This is a genomic window from Serratia sp. K1WW1, assembly GCF_055790865.1.
On record NZ_CM147697.1, the window covers coordinates 4,275,728 to 4,295,291 of the forward strand.

At 50.3% G+C, this 19,564-nt stretch carries 16 protein-coding genes; 10 read left to right on the plus strand and 6 right to left on the minus strand.

What is annotated here, in order from left to right:
• Window positions 1-22: 22 nt before the first annotated feature.
• The 4 genes from kdpB (at window position 23) to kdpE (ending at window position 6,281) form a co-directional block, all read left to right on the plus strand.
• Window positions 23-2,092 (plus strand): potassium-transporting ATPase subunit KdpB, encoded by a 2,070-nt coding sequence (kdpB, locus tag ACX9GU_RS19370; protein WP_473192595.1) that lies wholly within the window; start codon window positions 23-25, stop codon window positions 2,090-2,092.
• Window positions 2,093-2,110: 18 nt separating this feature from the next.
• Window positions 2,111-2,680, plus strand: a complete 570-nt coding sequence (gene kdpC, locus ACX9GU_RS19375; RefSeq protein WP_473195216.1) for a potassium-transporting ATPase subunit KdpC — start codon at window positions 2,111-2,113, stop codon at window positions 2,678-2,680.
• Window positions 2,681-2,879: 199 nt separating this feature from the next.
• Window positions 2,880-5,573 (plus strand): two-component system sensor histidine kinase KdpD, encoded by a 2,694-nt coding sequence (gene kdpD, locus ACX9GU_RS19380; protein ID WP_473192596.1) that lies wholly within the window; start codon window positions 2,880-2,882, stop codon window positions 5,571-5,573.
• Window positions 5,574-5,591: 18 nt separating this feature from the next.
• The gene (kdpE, locus tag ACX9GU_RS19385; RefSeq protein ID WP_024529329.1) at window positions 5,592-6,281 is read left to right on the plus strand and encodes a two-component system response regulator KdpE; all 690 of its coding nucleotides are present in this window, start codon (window positions 5,592-5,594) and stop codon (window positions 6,279-6,281) included.
• Here kdpE and ACX9GU_RS19390 read toward each other — a convergent pair.
• From ACX9GU_RS19390 to ACX9GU_RS19415, 6 genes are all read right to left on the minus strand, one after another.
• Window positions 6,278-6,586 (minus strand): DUF3861 domain-containing protein, encoded by a 309-nt coding sequence (locus ACX9GU_RS19390; RefSeq protein WP_021805293.1) that lies wholly within the window; start codon window positions 6,584-6,586, stop codon window positions 6,278-6,280. The two genes, kdpE and ACX9GU_RS19390, sit on opposite strands and share 4 nt — an antisense overlap.
• Complete coding sequence (locus tag ACX9GU_RS19395) at window positions 6,586-7,239, minus strand: PadR family transcriptional regulator (RefSeq protein ID WP_473195217.1); 654 nt, start codon at window positions 7,237-7,239, stop codon at window positions 6,586-6,588. The genes ACX9GU_RS19390 and ACX9GU_RS19395 overlap by 1 nt, the downstream gene beginning before the upstream one ends.
• A gap of 207 nt (window positions 7,240-7,446) precedes the next feature.
• Entirely contained in the window at window positions 7,447-10,491 is a 3,045-nt protein-coding gene (locus tag ACX9GU_RS19400) for an efflux RND transporter permease subunit (RefSeq protein WP_473192597.1), read from the minus strand.
• A gap of 2 nt (window positions 10,492-10,493) precedes the next feature.
• The gene (locus ACX9GU_RS19405) at window positions 10,494-11,633 is read right to left on the minus strand and encodes an efflux RND transporter periplasmic adaptor subunit (protein WP_473192598.1); all 1,140 of its coding nucleotides are present in this window, start codon (window positions 11,631-11,633) and stop codon (window positions 10,494-10,496) included.
• A gap of 139 nt (window positions 11,634-11,772) precedes the next feature.
• Window positions 11,773-12,969: a helix-turn-helix transcriptional regulator gene (locus ACX9GU_RS19410; protein ID WP_473192599.1), complete on the minus strand. Its 1,197-nt coding sequence runs from the start codon at window positions 12,967-12,969 to the stop codon at window positions 11,773-11,775.
• 60 nt (window positions 12,970-13,029) lie between these two features.
• Window positions 13,030-14,247, minus strand: coding sequence for an MFS transporter (locus ACX9GU_RS19415; protein WP_473192600.1), 1,218 nt, complete (start codon window positions 14,245-14,247; stop codon window positions 13,030-13,032).
• 342 nt (window positions 14,248-14,589) lie between these two features.
• On the opposite strand from ACX9GU_RS19415, the gene ACX9GU_RS19420 reads away from it, so the two are divergent.
• From ACX9GU_RS19420 to ACX9GU_RS19445, 6 genes are all read left to right on the plus strand, one after another.
• Complete coding sequence (locus ACX9GU_RS19420; RefSeq protein WP_473192601.1) at window positions 14,590-15,963, plus strand: class I adenylate-forming enzyme family protein; 1,374 nt, start codon at window positions 14,590-14,592, stop codon at window positions 15,961-15,963.
• A complete protein-coding gene (locus ACX9GU_RS19425) occupies window positions 15,960-16,700 on the plus strand; it encodes an SDR family NAD(P)-dependent oxidoreductase (protein ID WP_473192602.1) in 741 nt (246 codons plus the stop codon). Before ACX9GU_RS19420 ends, ACX9GU_RS19425 begins: the two co-directional genes overlap by 4 nt.
• Window positions 16,694-16,957 carry a hypothetical protein gene (locus ACX9GU_RS19430; RefSeq protein ID WP_473192603.1) on the plus strand — a complete coding sequence of 88 codons (264 nt, stop codon included), beginning with the start codon at window positions 16,694-16,696 and terminating at the stop codon, window positions 16,955-16,957. Before ACX9GU_RS19425 ends, ACX9GU_RS19430 begins: the two co-directional genes overlap by 7 nt.
• A gap of 3 nt (window positions 16,958-16,960) precedes the next feature.
• Complete coding sequence (locus ACX9GU_RS19435; protein ID WP_473192604.1) at window positions 16,961-17,956, plus strand: AvrD family protein; 996 nt, start codon at window positions 16,961-16,963, stop codon at window positions 17,954-17,956.
• A gap of 24 nt (window positions 17,957-17,980) precedes the next feature.
• Window positions 17,981-18,679: an AAA family ATPase gene (locus tag ACX9GU_RS19440; protein WP_473192605.1), complete on the plus strand. Its 699-nt coding sequence runs from the start codon at window positions 17,981-17,983 to the stop codon at window positions 18,677-18,679.
• Between the two features lie 64 nt (window positions 18,680-18,743).
• Window positions 18,744-19,553: a methyltransferase domain-containing protein gene (locus tag ACX9GU_RS19445; protein ID WP_473192606.1), complete on the plus strand. Its 810-nt coding sequence runs from the start codon at window positions 18,744-18,746 to the stop codon at window positions 19,551-19,553.
• Window positions 19,554-19,564 lie beyond the last annotated feature (11 nt).

A 19,564-nucleotide genomic window follows, 5' to 3' on the forward strand; every position in this document is an offset into this window, starting at 1 on the left:
TCATAACAGAGAGAAGAACAAGATGACTCGCAAACAACGCGCACTGTTTGAACCAGCACTGATGCGTACCGCGCTGATCGATGCGGTGAAAAAGCTGGACCCACGCGTTCAGTGGCGTAACCCGGTGATGTTCGTGGTGTACCTCGGCAGTATCCTGACTTCGGTCATTTGGCTGGCGGTGCTTTCAGGCAACGCCGAAGGTAGCGCGACCTTTACCGGCAGCATCGCCATGTGGCTGTGGTTTACCGTGCTATTCGCCAACTTCGCCGAGGCGCTGGCGGAAGGACGCAGCAAGGCTCAGGCAGAAAGCCTGAAGGGCACCAAGAAAACCAGTTGGGCGAAGAAACTCGCCACGCCGAAGCGTGATGGCGCTACCGAGAAAGTCTCGGCCGAGAGCCTGCGTAAAGGGGATATCGTGCTGGTGGAAGCCGGTGACACCATTCCTTGCGATGGCGAAGTGCTGGAAGGCGGCGCCTCGGTCGATGAAAGCGCCATCACCGGTGAATCTGCACCGGTGATCCGTGAATCCGGTGGTGACTTCTCCTCTGTAACTGGCGGGACGCGTATCCTGTCCGACTGGCTGGTGGTGCAGTGCAGCGTCAACCCGGGGGAAACCTTCCTCGATCGCATGATCGCGATGGTCGAAGGTGCCAAACGCCGTAAAACCCCAAACGAAGTGGCGCTGACCATTTTGCTGGTGGCGTTGACTATCGTGTTCGTACTGGCGACCGCAACCCTGTTCCCTTACTCGCAATACAGCGTGGAAGCCGCAGGCAGCGGCAGCATAGTGTCTATCACCGTGTTGGTGGCCTTGCTGGTCTGCCTGATCCCTACCACCATCGGTGGGCTGCTGTCCGCTATCGGCGTCGCCGGGATGAGCCGTATGCTGGGTGCCAACGTGATTGCCACCAGCGGGCGCGCCGTTGAGGCTGCCGGTGACGTTGACGTATTGCTGCTGGACAAGACCGGTACCATCACCCTCGGTAACCGTCAGGCGTCCGAATTCCTGCCGGCACCGGGGGTAAAAGAGCAAGAGCTGGCCGATGCCGCCCAACTCTCTTCGCTAGCCGATGAAACGCCGGAAGGCCGCAGCATCGTGGTGCTGGCCAAGCAGCGCTTCAACCTGCGCGAACGCGATTTGCAGGCGTTGAATGCCACCTTCGTGCCTTTCTCTGCGCAAACCCGCATGAGCGGCGTCAACGTGCAGGACCGGATGATCCGTAAAGGAGCTGTGGATGCCATTCGCCGCCACGTGGAATCCAACAATGGTCACTTCCCACGTGCGGTAGATGAGTTGGTGGAAAGCGTCGCTCGCACCGGCGGTACGCCGTTGGTAGTCGCCGAAGGGCCACGCGTGCTGGGGGTAGTGGCGCTGAAAGACATCGTCAAAGGCGGGATTAAAGAACGCTTTGCCGAACTGCGCAAGATGGGTATCAAGACGGTGATGATCACCGGGGATAACCGCCTGACCGCCGCCGCCATTGCCGCCGAAGCCGGTGTGGATGACTTCCTGTCGGAAGCCACGCCAGAGGCCAAACTGGCGCTGATCCGTCAGTATCAGGCGGAAGGACGCCTAGTTGCGATGACCGGCGACGGCACCAACGACGCCCCTGCACTGGCACAGGCCGACGTGGCGGTTGCCATGAACTCGGGGACGCAGGCGGCCAAGGAAGCGGGCAACATGGTCGATCTGGACTCCAACCCGACCAAGCTGATCGAAGTGGTGCATATCGGTAAGCAGATGCTGATGACGCGCGGTTCACTGACCACCTTCAGTATCGCCAACGACGTAGCGAAGTACTTTGCCATTATCCCGGCGGCCTTCGCGGCAACCTATCCGCAGCTGAATGCGCTGAACGTGATGCAACTGCACTCCCCCGCCTCGGCAATTATGTCGGCGGTGATCTTCAACGCTCTGGTGATCGTCTTCCTGATCCCACTGGCGTTGAAAGGGGTGAGCTATAAGGCGATGAGCGCTGCCGCACTGCTACGCCGCAACCTGTGGTTGTACGGTGTAGGTGGCCTGCTGGTGCCGTTCGTGGGTATCAAGCTGATCGACCTGCTGTTAACTGCGCTGAATATGGCCGGCTAAGAATACGAGGAATTTATGATGTCTTATTTACGTCCTTCTTTGGTTATGCTGATCCTGCTGACGATGATCACTGGTATCGCTTACCCTTTGCTCACCACCGGTCTGTCGCAACTGCTGTTCAGCGGTACGGCCAATGGATCGCTTCTCTATCAAGAGGATAAAGCAGTCGGCTCGGCGTTGATTGGCCAGAACTTCACCCAACCGGGGTATTTCTGGGGCCGCCCTTCTGCCACCAGCGATTCGGCTTATAATGCGTTGGCATCCGGCGGCAGCAATCTGGCCGCCACCAACCCGGCGCTGGATAAAGCGATCGGCGAGCGGGTAACGCAGCTGCGTCAGGCTAACCCGGCGATGAGCGGGCCGATCCCGGTCGACCTGCTGACCGCTTCCGGCAGTGGCCTGGATCCACAGATTTCACTGGCGGCCGCCAAGTACCAGTTAGCGCGTGTCGCCAACGCTCGTCAGCTACCGCAGGAGCAGATTGCCAAGCTGATTGATGAAAACACCGAACGCGCCACGCCCAATTTTATGGGGGAATCGGTGGTTAACGTGCTGAAGTTGAATATGGCGCTGGATGCGTTGAAATAAGGCTAACTAGCCGTGTTTAATACCGCGACACCAAAAGCTTGAGGAAGGTGGAAGTTATGCAGGTTAACCGACCGTTGAGCGCAGGGATGCGCGATTCGAGCCCCCATGGACGGGTTCACGGCGTGTCGGTGATCTGCATGACTTCCACCTGTAACACGATTAGGTGCAGCAATCAGGTTAAGACCGACAAGGAACTTTGATGGTGGATGACGAACTGCAACGCCCCGATCCAGACAGCCTGCTGGCGTTGGCCAATGAAAAACCACGCGGAAAACTGAAGGTCTTCTTCGGGGCCTGCGCCGGGGTAGGTAAAACCTACGCCATGTTGCAGGAGGCCCAGCGGCAACGGGCGCAGGGGCTGGACGTGCTGATTGGCGTGGTGGAAACCCATGGCCGCCAGGAAACGGCAGCGTTGCTGCAAGGGTTGTCGATCCTGCCAGCAAAACGCATCCAACATCGTGGCCGCCAGGTGCAGGAATTCGACCTCGATGCCGCTTTGGCACGCAATCCGGCCCTGATCCTGATGGATGAGCTGGCACACAGCAATGCCCAGGGCTCACGCCACCCCAAACGCTGGCAGGATGTGGACGAACTGCTGGATGCCGGTATCGATGTGTTGACCACGGTGAACGTCCAGCATCTGGAAAGCCTGAACGACGTCGTCGGCGGCATCACCGGAGTACGCGTCAGGGAAACCGTGCCTGACCACGTGTTTGATGAAGCGACCGAAGTGGTGTTGGTGGACCTGCCCCCTGACGATCTGCGTCAGCGGCTCAACGAAGGCAAGGTCTATATCCCCGGCCAGGCCGAACGCGCCATCGAGCATTTCTTCCGTAAAGGTAACCTGATCGCCCTGCGTGAGCTGGCACTACGCCGCACTGCCGACCGCGTTGACGACCAAATGCGGGCCTTTCGCGATAACCAGGGGCGTGAAAAGGTGTGGCACACCCGGGACAGCATCCTGCTGTGCGTTGGCCATAACAGCGGTAGCGAAAAGCTGGTGCGCATCGCGGCAAGGCTCGCGGCACGCCTCGGTTGCCACTGGCATGCCGTGTATGTCGAAACCCCCAAGCTACACCGCCTGCCGGAGAACCAACGGCGAGCCATCCTGCGAGCCTTGCGGCTGGCGCAAGAATTAGGGGCTGAAACCGCTACCCTTTCCGATCCTTCTGAAGAACGCGCGGTACTGCGCTATGCCCGGGAACATAACCTGGGCAAAATCATTATTGGCCGCCGTAGCGAACAGCGCTGGAAGCTGCGCGGCAGCTTTGCCGAACGCCTTGGCCAGCTTGGGCCGGATCTCGATCTGGTGATTGTTGCGCTGGAAAACGATACGCCGCAGCCGCAAGCCAAAGAGCATGATAACCGCGCCTTTAGCGAAAAATGGCGATTCCAGCTGCGGGGTTGCGCCGTTGCCGTGGTTTTATGCGCCATCATTACGCTGCTGTCGCAATGGCTGCTGCCGGGCATTGACTCGGCCAACCTGGTGATGGTTTACCTGCTGGGCGTGGCACTAGTCGCCCTGTTCTTTGGCCGCTGGCCTTCGGTGCTGGCCGCGGTGATCAACGTCGCCAGCTTCGATTTGTTCTTCGTACAGCCCGAATGGTCGTTCGCCGTCAGCGATATGCAGTACCTGCTGACCTTTGCCGTGATGCTGATCGTCGGTATCACCATTGGTAATCTGACCGCCGGGGTGCGTTATCAGGCCCGTGTGGCACGCTATCGCGAACAACGGGCGCGCCATTTATATGAGATGTCCCGTGGGCTCAGCCAGGCGTTGAGCAGGGAAGATATTGCCAAAACCAGCCGTCATTTTATCTCCAGTAGTTTCCAGGCCAAAACCGTGCTGCTGCTGCCGCAGGAGGATGGCTCCCTGCAACAGATGGTGGGTGAAGAAGGTGGCTTGCTGTCGGTGGATGAAGCCATCGCCCGCTGGAGCTATGGCAAAGGCTTACCCGCCGGGGCCGGTACCGACACCCTGCCCGGCGTGCCGTACCAACTGCTGCCGCTCAGCACCTCCAAACAGACCTTTGGCCTGCTGGCGATTGAACCGAACAACCTGCGTCAGTTGATGGTGCCGGAGCAACAGCGGCTGTTACAGACCTTTGCGGTGCTGATCGCCAGCGCGCTGGAGCGCCTGCATCTGGCCCGCAGCGCCGAAGAGGCCAAGCTGGATGCCGAACGCGAACAGCTACGTAACTCGCTGCTGGCCGCCCTCTCTCACGATCTGCGTACTCCGCTTACCGTGCTGTTTGGTCAGGCAGAGATCCTGACGCTGGATCTGGCCACTGAAGGCTCCAGTCACGCCCCACAGGCCAGCCAAATCCGCCAGCAGGTGCTCAGTACCACTCGCCTGGTAAACAATCTGCTGGATATGGCGCGCATTCAGTCCGGCGGTTTTAACCTGCGCAAAGAGTGGCAATCCCTGGAAGAGATCGTCGGGGCATCGCTGCATATGCTGGAACCGCTGTTGGTATTGCACGAGATCAAGGTGGAATTGCCGCCAGAGATGGTGTTGATCAACTGTGATGGCAGCCTGTTAGAGCGGGTGTTCACCAACCTGGTGGAAAATGCCAATAAATATGCCGGTGCCGATGCTATCATCGGGATCCGCGCCCACGCAGTCAAGGACTGGCTGGAAGTGGAGGTTTGGGATAATGGCCCCGGTATCCCGGAGGAACAGACCCAACTGATATTTGACAAGTTCTCCCGTGGTAATAAAGAGTCGGCGATCCCCGGCGTCGGCTTGGGGTTAGCAATTTGTCGTGCCATTATTGAAGTACACGGCGGCCGCATCTGGGCGGAGAACCGCGCCGAAGGCGGAGCCAGCTTCCACTTTATGCTGCCGTTGGAAAAGCCACCCGAACTGGATGGAGCAGATTTTGACTTGTAACCCAAGAGTAGAGGCCCCGTGACCACATCACCGACTAACATTCTGATAGTGGAAGACGAGAAAGAGATCCGTCGCTTCGTGCGCACCGCGCTGGAGAGCGAAGGGTTACGGGTTTTTGAAAGTGAAACCTTGCAGCGTGGGCTGATAGAGGCCGGCACGCGCAAGCCGGATCTGATCATTCTTGATTTGGGGTTACCCGATGGCGACGGGCTGGACTACATTCGCGATCTGCGCCAATGGAGCGCGGTGCCGGTGATTGTCCTTTCCGCTCGCCATGCCGAAGAGGACAAGATTGCCGCGCTGGATGCAGGTGCCGATGACTATCTCAGCAAGCCGTTCGGCATTGGTGAACTGCTGGCCCGGGTGCGGGTTGCGCTACGCCGCCACGCCAATAGCCAACAGGAAAGCCCGTTGGTCAGCTTCTCCGATATCACCGTCGATCTGATCAACCGCAGCGTCTTGCGTAACGGTGAAGATCTGCATCTGACGCCCATCGAGTTCCGTTTACTGTCCGAGCTGCTGGCCAACTCTGGTAAGGTGATCACCCAGCGGCAGCTACTCAGCCACGTCTGGGGACCCAATTACGTCGAACACAGCCACTATCTGCGCATCTATATGGGCCATCTGCGGCAAAAGCTGGAAGCCGATCCGGCGCGGCCCAGGCATCTGCTCACTGAGACCGGCGTCGGCTATCGGTTTATGCCTTAATCCTGCGACGATGTGGGCCCTTTCTTCAGTCCGATCATAAACGCCTTAAACGAGTCACGCAGGGGCTCAAATAGCGGATGCTTACGGTTTTCTATCATCACTTCTGAGAACAGCTTGAGCCCGACGGCAAAGGCCGCGCTGTTCTGTTCGCCAAAGTTCAGATCCTCTCGCCCTTGAATGCGCTCAACAATGGCCAGAATATCGTCGTGATTTTCTACCTCAAACACCAACTCCGGCTTGTCGACGGGTTCACCTTTACGATCTGTCAGGGCTTCTACGGTAATGCGGAAACGGTGGCCTGGCATCAGTTATCCTCCTGTGGCTGTTTTGGCGATACCATTTCGGCTTCGATAGCTTCCACGGCGGTCAGCAGTGCCTGATTGATACGCCCGACCTGCTCCTGAGACAAATCCGCACGCATCATGTTGCCGCGCAGCAGATAGCGCAGGCGATTCATCACTTCGGAGATCCCTTCGGCCAGATTGCCCTCATGGCGATGGTCTCGCCCCGCGCCAGCCAGGCGAGCAAAAATCACTTCGATGGCCGCCTGATGCTTTTGCAGCTCCTCCTTGCCGAGTTCGGTAATTTGGTAGCTCTTACGGCCATTGCCAGCCACCGCGGGTTCCAGGAAGTCTTGCTCTTCCAACAGCGTGAGGGTTGGGTAAATCACGCCTGGGCTTGGCACATACAGGCCGGAAGAAGCCTCTTCGATCGCCTTGATCAGCTCGTAGCCGTGGCTAGGTTTACGCTCGACCAGCGCCAGCAGCACCAGGCGCAGATCGCCGTGCTCAAACAGGCGATGACGCCCGCGCCCGCCCCGGCCATGTTCTTCACCACCACGGCCGTGTTCCCCGCGGCCAGCAAAATGATGACGGCCGCCACGGCGGTGGTGGCAATGCCCCTCTTCCTGTTGGTCGTGATGACCGTGTGAATGGTGACGTGAAAATCGATTAAACATCATGGTTGTTACCTCTTGATTGATGATATGAGCATCGGTGAATTTAGATATATCTAAACCACGTCGATGGCTCTAATCTAGATCGATATATCTAAATGCGCAAGAGGTAATCCCATTTTAGATATATCGGAATTATATTTGGGGATTGCAGCCTCCTTCCACATCTTTACGAAGGAGTTAATGGCCAATCTTCTTGCTAGACAGTTCTTATGTGCGTACCGAAACAGCCTGCACGCGATGATCTCGTGCCAACAGGCTGTATATCGTCGGCAAAACAAACAGCGTAAACAAAGTACCCATGAGCATCCCGGTAACCACCACAATGCCTATAGCAAAACGGCTAGCTGCACCCGTACCATTGGCGAACAGCAGTGGAACCAGGCCAGCCACCATCGCGGCCGTGGTCATGAGCACCGGGCGCATACGCACGACAGCGGCCTTGTAGATCGCATCAATTGGACCGACGTGCTCCGTTTTCTGGATATCGTTGGCGAAGGACACCATCAGAATTCCATGCTTGGAAATCAACCCGATCAGCGTCACCAGCCCGATCTGTGTGTAGATATTCAAGGTTTCATAGCCGAGCCATAATGGGAGCAGCGCACCGCAAATCGCCAGTGGCACCGTCACCAGAATGACCAATGGATCACGCAAGCTTTCATATTGAGCCGCCAGCACCAGGAAAATCACAATCAGGGCAAAGGCAAATGAAATGGTGAGTTGGTTGCCCTCCGCCACGAACTGGCGACTGTCGGACAACCAGTCGATCTTGGCACCGGGTGGCAACGGTTGGCGCTTGAGGTAGTCCACTGCCTGCCCCATTGTCACACCAGGCATCAACACAGCAGACACTGTAATCGCGTTCATCTGGTTGAACTGTGGCAACCGGTTAGCCTCAGGATACATCTGCACGTCTGCGATGGTCGCCAACTGTACGAGTTTTCCAGACTGTGTACGCACATAGTAGCCACCGAGGTTGTCAGGCGAGAGGCGCTGGGATTGTGACACTTGAGCGATGACATCATAGGAGCGATCATGCCAGTTGAATCGGTTGATATAGTTCTCACCGACTAAGATCGCCAACGTATCGGCTACAGCGCTCATCGTGACGCCCATTTCCCCCGCCTTGGACGCATTGATTGTCATGCGTGCCTGAGGGCTGTCGAAAGCCACGTCACTGTCCACGAACGCGAACAACCTACTGTCCCTAGCCGTACTTTTGATGCCTTCTACCGCTCGGTATAGGCTAAGGAAATCGTCAGGCGAACGCACCACCATCTGTATAGGCAACCCGCCACTTCCCGCCGGCAGCGGAGCCCCCTGAAATGCAGCCACATTGACGCCAGTGATCCCCATACCTCTAACATTAAGGGTAGCTTCCACTTCGGCAGCTGTTTGCTGACGCTTCGTCCAAGGCTTGACCAGTACGCCACCGAAACCATTGTTCTGACCATCCGTCCCATTGGTGAACCAACTCGCCTCGTAGTCTGGCAATTCACGGAACATTTTCTCAACATCATGCGAGTATCGCTCGGTGTAGCCGACGTTGGCATACTGTGGAGCCTTGGTCTGAACGAAGACATATCCTTTATCCTCCGGAGGGGCCAATTCACGCTGCACCCCTAAAAACAACACTATGATGCCAGCCATAACCACAACGCAGACTATCAACACTGCCGAACGGGCATGTAGCGTGTGACCGAGCAACTTGCGGTAGACATTAGCCAGCGATGCCATTACGTACTCGATACGTTTGGCAAGATGACTTTCTGCCATCTTGCTACTAAGCAGATAGCTACTCATCATCGGCGATAGCACCAGCGCGATAATTCCAGAGACGATGACAGCGCTGGCGAGCGTGAAGGCAAACTCCTTGAACAGCGCCCCCGTCAATCCCCCCATGAAACCAATCGGGGCGTACACGGCGGCCAGAGTAATAGTCATGCCGATCACTGGCCATACGATCTCACGTGCGCCTACCAATGCGGCAAGCGGCGGTGACAGTCCACTCTCGATATGACGATGAATGTTCTCCACCACCACGATGGCATCGTCCACTACTAGCCCGATAGCCAGCACCATTGCCAACAACGTCAACAGGTTGAGTGAGAAGCCGAAAGCCAACATCAGTGCCGCTGTACCTATTAAAGATAACGGGATGGTGATAATGGGGATGATGACAGCCCGCATCGAACCGAGGAAAAGGAAAATAACGATCACGACGATAACCACAGCTTCAAGCAACGTACGGATGACTTCTTCGATAGAAGCATTAACAAAGCTTGCCGTGTCAAACTGACTGAACAGTTTCAATCCCGGCGGCGCAGAGCGTTGCAAGTCAGGCAGTAATGCGTTAACACCAGCAACGATCTCCAGCGGATTGCCATCGGGTGTTGGCTCGATAGCCAGTGATACCCCTTGAGTACCGCTGCTGAAGAATGTACTGTCGTAATTCTGCCCCCCCAACTCGACCATCGCCACATCAGAAAGGCGCACAATGCTGTTTTCCGAGCGTTTAATGACCATGTCGCGGAAGTCTTGGATGCTACGTAGATCTGTAACGACCGTGATGGGGAACTGTGTGTCGGCTCCCATTAGCTTACCGGGGGCCGCCTGTACGTTGTTGGAGCGCAATGCATTGGCTAAATCTTCAGCAGTCAGACCACGCGCAGCAAGTTTATCTGGATTAACCCACAGGCGCATTGCCAGTGACTGACCGCCGCGAATTTGAGTGGTGGCCACGCCCGGCACCGAGGTGACCATGGGCTGAGCCACACGACTGATGAAGTCAGAGATCTCAGGGATAGAGTGCTTGTCACTCATAAACACCAAATATTGCACGTCCGAAGCACCATCTGTGATCTTGTTGATTATTGGATCGGAGGCTCTTTGTGGTAACAGGTACTTCACCTGCTGTACTTTGGCGAGTATTTCTGTCATGGCTCGGTCAGCGTCAGCATTGAGCACCAGCTTGGCCTTTATCTGGCTATTGCCCTGCGTAGAGGTTGAGGTTAGATACTCAATACCATTGGCAGTGGAGATAGCCTGCGCTATCGGTGTAGTTACAAAACCCTGCATTACGTTCTGCGTGGCACCGGGGAAACTGGTTTCTACTATGATGGTCGCGCTTTCCATTTTGGGGTACTCACGCATCGGCAACGCGGATAACGCTACTATACCGGCCAGTAGAATTAACGTGCTCAACGCAACCGACAAGATGGGGCGGCGAATGAATATGTCCGTGAACTGCATGTTTACTCCTTGCCAGTCGTTGTGGCTGATTTTTGCACGACACGCAAATCGGTACCCGGCTGGATACGCAACTGACCTTCCGTAACGATCACGTCACCAGCTTTCAGCCCCTGTGTGACAATGACCTGGTCACCGATGCGTCGGCCCGTCTGGATAGGTACAACGACTGCCTTGCCGGACTTCCTGGCCTCTTTGCCTTGCACCACTATCGCTACATCCCCGGACGAAGATGTGATAACGGCTGAGCTCGGCACCAGCAAGACATCAGGTTCGTCAGGTAGGGACACAGCGACAGTGACGTACATGCCAGGTCGTAGCTTGTGCTGAGTATTTGCCAATTGTGCCTGAATGGTTGCATTACGAGTCTCATGGCCTACTTGGGGATCGAGGGCAGTAATCTTCGCTTGCAGGTGTTTGACTTCAGAGGTGTCACCATGCACCTCGACATGCTGGCCGACCCTAATACGGGACAACTCTTGCTGAGGCAGATCAAAGTTCACGTAAAGTGAATCCAGATCGGTAAGAGTGACGGCGCTATCGCCAGCATTCAGATATTGACCTAAGTTCACTTGCCGCAGCCCGAGCTCTCCGGCGAATGGGGAGAGGATGCTCTTTTGTCGGATGCGGGCTTCGAGTTGTGCTATAAGTGCTTGCGCCTGGTCACGCTCGGATCGCCTCTGCTGAAATATTTCCTTGGCTAAGGCACCAGTTGCGGCAAGCTTTGACGCCCGTTCGAACTGTTGTTCAGCAAAGGCTGCGCTGGCCTTGGCTGCTGCGAGATCGGCACGTTCAATTGCATCGTCAAGTTTAACCAGTAGCACATCTGCGTTTACGTGCTGCCCTGGTTCGAACGCAATTACGGAGATGCGTCCGGCTACCTCACTAGACAAGGCCACCTCTCGTTCGGCTCGCAGGTTGCCTATGGCTTGCAGTTGCACTGGTGCTGGCTGTAACTTCAACTCCGTGACCACAACATCCACGGGGCCGGGCGGGGTGTAGCCGGGGCTATTGCTGCGACTGGCACGCCAAAGCCACAATAAGGAGATGACTAACACTAGGGCGATGATGACAATCATGATCGCTCGCCAGGGTTTTTCTGTCTGAATGGGGTTTTGGAGTAGTGCGCGCACAGGTTCATTCATGGTGTTTGCTCCAGGATTCAGTGGGTGGGGCTATTCGCCTGGATACTCGCTATATCCAGCCATTAATCTGTAATTTATTAATGGTTTATTTTTATACGGAAAAAACGAAACCCGTAAAGAGGACAACGCCCAGAGATTATCATTGAGCATCTGTATATTTGAATATTTGAATATTTGATTCCATTAACACTCCTAGAGAACATATTATTCTAACCAATTGCATTTGGTTATTGATGCCCATTTTTCCATAAATGATATTGCGTTGACTCTTTACAGTATTGATCGAAACACCATTCTTAATAGCGATATGGCCAAGCTTCTCACCATTGCCCAAATGGGTTGCGACACTTGCCTCCCGAGAGGTTAAATCGAAAAGTGCACATAATAGGGATTCACTTCGAATATCTCTAAATGGATCGCGTAAAATTAACACCGCTTCATTATCACGTAACTCATTGGCATTAGCTGCAACAATACGAGCCACGTAAAATCGCTCTTGCTCTCGTTGTATTTTCATTAACTCTGTTGTAGGTTGGGGTGTGGAAAAAATATCCACCAATAATTTTTTTAACTGAACATCACTGTAGCTATCATGTAGTTTTAAATTATTATTATGCAGTGACATACCATCGCATCTATTGAGGATTCCATATCCTTCAGCGTTAGCCTGAATGAGTCGGCGAGTCTTTGATAAATAGAATATTGCAGTTGCCGAGTTATCGAATGCATTCAATATACTAAAATCAGTTGGAGCCTGGTCACATAATAAAAAATGTTCTTGAAGTGCCATCCGAAGAAGTGGAGATAATAGTGAGATAGAATGAGTGTCGGATTTTTTAAACTCGCCGCGATTAAGATCGCTTCGTAACACTAAAACTCCCCTATCACCTTGTTGAGAATAAAAGTTAACGAGCAAGGCATCTTTATATCCAAATGACATAAAGTAAGATTTATGTATTTTACCCCATCGGGGATATTGATAGCATAAATCTGCCATAGTAAACCCCTCGTCCAATCCATATTTAATGGCTCTATCTGAGATAGGGTCTATATTGCATCGCTTATTAGCATAATAATCTGAGAAATTTTTATCGACACCAGTATGATAAGTAAAATCCATCGATTTTACTGAACTATTTATAGTCAACGAAAGAGAACTGGATGAAACGCCAAACAAGGAGTTAATGTTATCAAGTACCCCTTGAACAGAACGTTTCGTATCTTTACCACTATAGAGTGGCCGTAAAGCCGAGAAAAACATATCACGCCAGTCCATATCAGACACCTGTTTAGCTATTGATCCTTCGGTTTTTTTCAAAACATTATAGTTCGACAAGCATATTCCCTGATACTAACACTCAATCAATATATTTAATTTTTTCTGCATTTGGGAAAGTCATTTGTTATTGCTCGCATCTGTAAAACCATGCTTGCGTGCGCTGAACGCAGCAACAAACGTAATGACTAATAGACCAACGACAAAGTATGGGAGTGATAACACCCCAAATTTATCAAGAAGTACTCCACCGAGCAGCCCTCCACCGCCAATCGCGATATTCCAGGTTGTTACCATCATTGATTGGGCAACATCGATAGCATCACCTGCAGTTTTAGCCAGTGCCGCCTGCAGAAGCGTGGGTGATCCCCCAAAAGCAAAACCCCAGGCAGCTATACAGATATAAACAGACCAATGCTGCCCAGTAAAAATCAGGGTAAAGATCGATAATGTAAACAGTATGATACTTGCTATCATTGACTTTCTAGGCCAGAGATCAACTGTGGCCCCGGCGCACAAGACTCCCGCCAATGCTGCCAAGCCGAAAACCAAGAGAACGAGGTCAAGACTACCAAGCCCTACGCGGGTGAAAAAAGATGCCACATAAGTGAAAAGTGTATTATGCGCCAGTATAAATGTGAGGGTTACAAACAATACAGCGGATACACCATTCATTTTAGTAACCTGGAGCAGAGAAAAACGTACCCGGTTTTTTTGACCCGGAGAATCAGGCACCGATACAATAACCCAAACAAACAGAACCGCCGTAAGTAAACTCATAATCATAAAATCTGAGCGCCAACCGATTAGTCCAGCAAAATATGAACCAGCAGGAACCCCAATAGTCAGGGCTAACGGCGTACCTAGCATCGCGATTGCAATCGCACGACCGGCGAGATTTGGGGGCGACATGCGAATGGCAAAGCCAGCAGCCAGAGACCATACTAATCCAGCGAAAACCCCACCCAAAAAGCGTGCTATTAGCGTCAGGAGGTAACTGTGAGAAAGTGCGGTGATGGTATTAACTATCGCAAATCCAACGATGGCTATTAATAATAAAGGCTTGCGTCGCATCCCCTGGGTTAAAGCAATCAACGGAATTGCGCTGACCAACGATCCTGCTGCATAGACCGTTATTAATTGCCCTGTATAACTAGCCGATACCCCAAGATCCTGACTAATCCAGAGCAATAACCCAGCTGGCATGGCCTCCGTTAGCATTGTAATGAAGCATGCCATAGACAAAGCTAATAAACCAAACAACGGTAACTGATTCTTTGAAAGCTCGCCCCCCTCAGGGAACTTTGGCACATGAGATGATGTTGATAAATTATCCATTGTTGTAACACTCCCTATTTTAAATAGCATTAAATAAAGTAAAGGAAAATCTGATAACTCGCAATACTTTCATTCTGGTTAATACGGCCTACACATAAAATCAGTGTAATTTGATATGCTGAAATTTTTTCTTTTGATGAATGATACGTAAAGCGTCGTTTAGATATAATCAATATTGATCATTTTTTTTTCACCAACATCACCCCATGGGGTGATGTTGGTGAATAGATATTTGTATTAGCGTAACACTTAACACTAAAGAACAACTCTGGCTACTTGATAGCACTAGGCTTCCTTGCCATAACTAGGTCGCCAGGTTGATATTGATATAAGGAGGCTTCTTTGAATCAGAAATTCATTGAATTTATGCGTAAGAAAGGTGATGACAAATGCATTATTCTGGACGAACAACACTTCTCTTACCAGGATGTCGTTGAAGGTATGCAACAATGGACATCCGTATTTTCTAGCAACGGTATCATGTCTGGATCGGTCGTAGCTATAGAAGGGGCCTACTCCCTAGATATGGTAACGGCGATGCTTTCACTACTTTCTCGTGGAGCGATTGTCATTCCAATAGCCCCAACGTCTCGAGGAAAAAGATCAGACTATTATGATATTGCACAGGTTGAGTGGACAGTACTTATTGACGCAACGATGCATCCAGTAACCTGCAGTTTAGAACGTCGTAGAATGGATCAGACCGAGTTTGTCGCATCACATCCCCTCTATAAGCAAATTACAGAGAGCGAACATGCGGGTTTAGTTCTGTTTAGCTCGGGAACAACAGGCCGTCCCAAAGCATCTTTACTTGACGTGCACAAGATGTTCACTCGCTATTCCAACAGCAAGAAGGCGCAAGTCATTCTAGCCTTCCTGAGTCTGGATCACATTGGCGGTATCAATACTCTATTGCACACTCTGTCAACTGGGGGCGTCCTTGTTACAGTCTCGGAGCGAAATGCACGAACGGTTTTCGAAGCGATACAAAACCATCGAGTACAGGTACTTCCTACAACTCCAACCTTCCTGAATATGATCTTGCTTTCCGACGTTTGTGAAAAATTTGATACCAGCTCCTTGGAGCTTATCACATACGGCACTGAGCCAATGCCACAGCAGACGCTAGACAGCATAAAAATGGCTTTGCCTCATGTGCGCTTAAAACAGACATATGGCCTGACTGAGTTAGGTATAGTCCCAACTAAGTCAAGGGAGAACGGATCGCTATGGATGAAACTTGGCGGAAGTGGTTTCGATTATAAGATCATAGACAATATTCTATGGATAAAATCTAATATGGCGATGCTAGGATACCTCAATGCTGACTCACCTATCGATTCAAATGGCTATTTCAATACACAAGACGTGGTTCGCATTGATGGGGACTATGTTCAGATACTTGGTCGTGACTCAGAGATTATCAATGTTGGGGGTGAAAAAGTATATCCAAATGAAGTTGAGAATATTCTTCTGACGATGCCAAATGTCGCAGCTGTTCGTGTTAGTGGATATCCAAGCCATATCACTGGAAATGTCATACTTGCCACTTTTAAACTGGTAGAAGATGAAGATATTGAGTCACTTAAAGATCGCGTAAGCAAGTATTGCAGAACACGGTTGGATCCTTTTAAAATTCCAATTGTGATCGAAATCACACAATCAACCCTTCATTCGGAACGCTTCAAAATGATCCGTTCAGGAGAGATTTTATGAGCGAGGTTCCGGCACAAGTTGCGATTGTAAGCGGTGGCAGCCGCGGTCTTGGCAGAGCTATCGTAGAAAATTTGATTTCGGAAGGATGGACAGTAGCGACATTCAGTCGACACCATAACGAGTTCATTGAAAAATACCAGAAAACATATCCCGGGCAATTCTATTGGCATGAACTTGATATAATTAATCCTGGAAAACTGTCCCTATTTGTCGAATCCGTAGTCGTTCATTTTGGTGCAATACATCTTCTTATCAACAATGGAGCGATACTCCACCAAGGACTTTTTTTAAGTATCCCCATTGAAATAATTGATGAAATAGTCAACATCAATTTGCTAGGCCCAATTAAACTCACCAGGGCTTGTGTTCGTATAATGGCCCAACAGAAGGTGAGCGGCAATATTATCAATATATATTCCGTTGGAGCGATCAGGGGTTATCGAGGAACCGCAGTTTATTCCGCGACCAAGGCTGGTCTGGATGGGTTCATGCGGAGTTTGGCACGAGAGTTAGGCCCTCTAAATATCCGTGTTAACTCTATTGTACCTGGTCTTTTCGACTCTGTACTTTCTGCTAATGTCTCAGATATCAATCGCAATAAGATTACGAAGCGTACACCTCTAGGAAAATATGCAGATCTTGTCGATATACTAGGCGCAGTGTCCTTTCTCATATCGCCTCTTAGCAAGTTTATTACTGGTCAGTCAATCATCGTAGATGGAGGTCTCACATGTTAACGCAAAATGAAATAAATGAAATTATTCTCAATAAAATATCATTTTTAATGTCACTCGATGTAGATGATATAGATGTTTTCTCCGCATTTGATCAGATTGGACTTGATTCATTAAGCTTGGCAATGCTGTTAATAGAACTAGAGAAAATTTTTAAACACGACCCTTTCAGTGAAGGTAAAACCTTATTATCTGACATAAAAAATATAAAAGATATCATTAATATTTATGTAAAAAATCAAACTTTGCTATCGAGGTAGGTTATGTCATCAATTCAAACGTTCTCATCGATCGACGAAATTCTTGGCCCTTCGGAGAATAGATTTTTTTCCTCTGGATATAGACGTTCCGAACATCATATTTCCAATCTGGTTTTACGTGCAAATACAGAAGAAAAACAGCACTGCCTTGAAGCAGTTGTTTCACTTTCCTACCCTCGCGATTGGTCAGTCAAAAATATTGGGATGGATGTGACACCACATCTAAGCACTATAGATATGCTAGTTATCGCAATACAGATGATTGAGACTCACCTAACATGCTGTTTCGATCTCAGCCAGACTGAACTACAAAAAATTCATATTGGCGAGATTGCTATCCATGCAGGGACGAAGCCACAGGAGAATTTGAATGATATACCTATTACTGCCACGCTGCGGCGCAGTGAACCAAAACATAATGATCCTTATCGATTCATATCGACCTATGAATGTCGAGTTGGACTTATGCGAGCGGTATGTCAGGTTGAGCATCCGCCATCAGGGAGTAAAAAGCCAAAAGAACTGAGATATCGCAGTATTGATGATGCTGTTGTAAACATGCAGAACCGCTATTATACCACTGGGTATAAAAAGCAAAAACATATCCTTTCAAATATTATTTTAGATCTTACTAATTTAACCGCAAATGCCGATGTAGAAGTTCTAGCCAATGGTGATGATGCTTCTTATATCACATTACCTCAGGCAGCTAGTTACATTGATGTATTTGTAACATGCGCACAATTAGCCCAGACGCTTTTATATTCCCTTGATGGGCTTACACGCAATGAAACTTCGACGCTTTGGATGATCAGGTCTCACTTTTCCGAAGGGTCCGAAAGTGTTAATCATGAAATGAAATCGAAAGCGTTTATTTCAGAAAGTAAAATAATAGAGTTAAATGGAAGAAAATGGCGTAACGCAAACATCATAGGGACGCTTGGCAATAAAGACGTTCGGATAACATTCGCACATGCTTTACCTTCAGCATTTTACTGAGCGGAAATTAAAATGGATGGAACTATGAAAATTGGATTATCAGGCACTTACTCATCTGGAAAAACTTTAACTGCGATGGTTCTGGCCTATTATACAGGTATACCTCGTCTTCTTTCAAAAGCAATCAGGGAAATAATGCCTAGGCTGATGCCGGGGAAACGCCTTGCAGATGTATCACCTGAAGAATTTCTGCATTTAATGATTGCTCGTCATATTGGTCGAGTGGAATATGAACTTAGGCAAGGTTCCAGCTACATTTCGGATGGCTCTTCATTACAGGAATTTATTTATGGCGAAGCCCGGCTAGTACATGGAATTAATCCATCGATTGGTGCTGAAGATAATAACCAATACGCGGCCGATATTCCATTTTTTGCGCGGACCCTGACGGAGGTTGGCCGTTCTCTAAAATCTCATGTTGCCAAGACATATGACATATTTTTTCATCTCAAACATGAACTGCCTCTTACTAATGATGGTCATCGCCCGATGAATACCGACTTCCGAGATTTAGTTGATAGACGTTTGTTGGAAATACTGAAAGAAATTAAGGTTCCATATTTAGTAGTAAGTGGGAGTGTCGAACAAAGGGTTACACAGATCTGCGAGCATATGAATCTGATGCCTGTGATGTCTATATCCGAAGCGATTGAACGTGCCAGACTAGACTACACAAGACAGGACCTTCGCCTTGAAGATGAGCGCTCCAAGATACGAGCATGATAGATAATGGTTCACGTTATCTGCCTTATAGAAATTCGGTATTTGATTATAAAAGGACTCAGGAATGACCCCCTCCAAAATAGCGAGAAGATCTATAGATTCAGTAGGCCAATTTTCATCCGTTGATGTGACCCGTGATCCGCAATGGTTTATCGACTTTATGGATAACGCTAATTGCCTACCTGAGCACGAATTAATAAATCGGCGGCTTGCTGAAGTGATGGAACCTTTGGACTGTAAGCGTATCCTTGAATTAGGATGTGGTACTGGTAATGATGTTCGCCGCTTAATGACGCTTTACCCAAAAATAACCGAGGTTGTGGGTGTCGATTTAAGCGAAGCAATGATTGCAGAGGCGAATAATAGAATAGGAGATGACTCTCGCATTCGCTATGAGCAAGGGGATGGAAAACGGCTTGCTTTTGCCGATAACACCTTCGACTGTGCCAGAGCCAAGTTAGTGTTAATGCATTGCGAAAACATTGATGCGACGTTAACTGAACTTATTCGTGTTGTAAAACCAAATGGAAAGATTGCGGTTTTCGATCACGACTTCGATGGACTTTTGATCGACCATTATAATCAGCCACTTACTCGACTTATAGTGGAGAGATTTTCAAATAAAGCCAAGAACAATTGGAGTGGCCGCCAGTTGTTCCGCAGATTCTTGCAACATAGGCTTGTTAATGTGGCTGTTGAAGCCATCAGTGTCAACCTCACATTCGAGTTACTTCGATCCATGTTTTTAGGACAGGATGATATAAGTGAACTTGCTAGTGAGGAACAAGTGTGGTGGGAAGAGTTGGCGTGCAGCCAAGAAAGAGGCCATTTTTTTGCATCATTTCCTGGTTTTCTAGTCGTTGGAACAAAGTGAGGTTCTGCTGT